Source organism: Nitrosophilus sp. (assembly GCF_982775275.1).
Genome location: NZ_CEXZHP010000241.1, coordinates 1 through 2,117, shown reverse-complemented (window position 1 = coordinate 2,117; position 2,117 = coordinate 1). Strand labels below are relative to the sequence as shown.

Genomic DNA, 2,117 nt, shown 5'->3' with positions numbered 1-2,117 from the left:
TAAAAAAAAGGATGTTAAATGGCGTATATAAAACTACCAAAATTTGAAGAGATGACTCCATCTATCCAGGAAAAAGCAAAACCTATTTTAGAAAAAACGGGAACTTTAGGAGAAATTTTTAGGCTATTGGCTATTGATGAAAATATATATAACGCAACAGATTTTATGGTTCAAAACTATCTTTTAAAAAAGACCCATTTATCATATTTTATAAAAGAGGCTATAGCATTACTTATCTCAAAAGAAAATAGCTGCAAAATGTGCGTAGATGTGCATAAAAATATTGCAAAAATGTTGGGTTTAAAGGAAGAGGATATAAAAAAGATATTAAACGGAGTTGAAAGTATCGATTGTGATATGAAAACAAAAGAGTTGCTAAAATTTTGTATAAAAGCTTCTAAAAAGGACAATTATAAAATTACAAAAGATGAGATAGAGAGTTTAAAAAAAATGGGCTGGAGTGATAAGGAGATTTTAGAAGCCGTTGCGATAACGGGATATTTTAACTATATAAATACTCTTTCAAACGTTTTTGGTTTAGGTGAATAAAAACTTTTTTTTAATATAATACTCCAAATTTAAAAATTAGGAGTGGGTATGAATATTGAAAAGATTGGATATGGAGAAAATCCAGATAAAGTTCACGCATTGATAGAAATACCTTATGGATCAAACATAAAATATGAAATAGATAAAGAAAGCGGTGCTGTTTGGGTTGATAGAGTTATGTATAGCGCTATGTATTATCCGGCAAATTACGGTTTTGTTCCAAATACATTAGCCGCAGATGGAGATCCGGCAGATATCCTTGTTTTAAATGATTATCCTCTAATGCCAGGGAGCGTTATAAAGTGTAGACTCATTGGAGTTTTGATTATGGAAGATGAAAGCGGGATGGATGAAAAACTTCTTGCCGTTCCAGTTAGTAAAGTAGATCCAACATATGATAAGATAAAAACCATTGAAGATCTTCCAAAACATACTCTTGATAAGATAAAAAATTTCTTTGAAACATATAAGATGCTCGAACCAAATAAATGGGTAAAAGTAAAAGAGTATAAAGGTAAAGAGGAAGCAGAAAAAATCTTGCAAGAAGCCATTGAAAATTATAAATAGAAGAGGTTTTTCTCTTCTATTGATTATGGACAAAATAGTTATCTATCCCGTCTGCTATGCCTTTTGCTAAAAGTTTTTGATAAAAAGGATTAAAAAGCCTTTTAGCTTCCGTTGGATTTGTAATATATCCTACCTCAACTAAAACCGAAGGCATTTGAGCTCCTACAAGCACCCAAAAAGGTCCTTCTCTAACACCTCCATCTACAACTGAAAAATGTTTTCTTAAATTATAAAGTATACCTTTTTGTATATCTATGGCAAGTTTATTGGAAGCTATTATCTTTTCTCTATTTAGAAAATTTAAAAATGTCTGTTTCGAATAATAACCCATTGAAGAGAGATCCGTCCTATTTTCAAGAGCCGCAACCCTTTTTGCTCTTTCGCTTCTTGCCGGAGATAGAAAAAACGTCTCAACCCCTTTCATACTTAAATATCTACTTTTTTTAGGGGCCGCATTGGCGTGAATGGAGATAAAGATATCAGCAAATCTTTTGTTTGCATATTTTGTTCTATTTCTTAAAGGTATAAAATAGTCCTTTGATCTTGTCAAATAGACTTTATAACCTCTTTTTTTCAACTCCTTATATAGCTTTTTGGCTATGGCTAAAACAGCGTCTTTTTCTTTTTTCCTCTTGTATCCAACGGCTCCTGAATCTTTACCACCGTGGCCTGGATCTATTACGACAACTTTTCTTTTTATATAAATATTTTTAACATCCTTATAAATATTTTTTTTAACAACCTTTTTTGAATCATTTTTTTTATCAAATGCAATTTTTAGTATATTTTTATCAATTTTATAATAAAGCTTAATTGGAAAGGAGTTTTCAAACACAAATCTTATAACATCTTTTTTAAACTGGGCAATTTTTAATCTTTTTATAGATCTTAGTCTATACTCTCTTTTTGAATATGGCCAAATCCCTTTTATATCAAATATCTTTTTATACAAACCTTTACTTTTATAATTTAAAGAAGATGATTTTATACTATTTTTTTCT

Annotated in this window: 3 protein-coding genes; 2 read left to right on the top strand and 1 reads right to left on the bottom strand. The window is 30.0% G+C overall.

Going from position 1 to position 2,117, the window contains the following annotated elements; all coding sequences use genetic code 11:
- The first annotated feature begins 18 nt into the window (after nt 1-18).
- Nucleotides 19-549 carry a carboxymuconolactone decarboxylase family protein gene (locus tag AC30RD_RS08770; protein WP_489494127.1) on the top strand — a complete coding sequence of 177 codons (531 nt, stop codon included), beginning with the start codon at nt 19-21 and terminating at the stop codon, nt 547-549.
- Nucleotides 550-597: 48 nt separating this feature from the next.
- Complete coding sequence (ppa, locus tag AC30RD_RS08765; protein WP_489494126.1) at nt 598-1,116, top strand: inorganic diphosphatase; 519 nt, start codon at nt 598-600, stop codon at nt 1,114-1,116.
- Between the two features lie 16 nt (nt 1,117-1,132).
- Here ppa and AC30RD_RS08760 read toward each other — a convergent pair.
- On the bottom strand, nt 1,133-2,117 hold a 985-nt coding region (locus tag AC30RD_RS08760), incomplete at its 5' end, for an N-acetylmuramoyl-L-alanine amidase family protein (RefSeq protein WP_489494125.1).

Bases quoted from the DNA above. Each gene is read 5' to 3' on its own strand.
- ppa (WP_489494126.1), top strand. From the start codon at position 598: ATGAATATTGAAAAGATTGGATATGGAGAAAATCCAGATAAAGTTCAC.
- AC30RD_RS08770 (WP_489494127.1), top strand. From the start codon at position 19: ATGGCGTATATAAAACTACCAAAATTTGAAGAGATGACTCCATCTATC.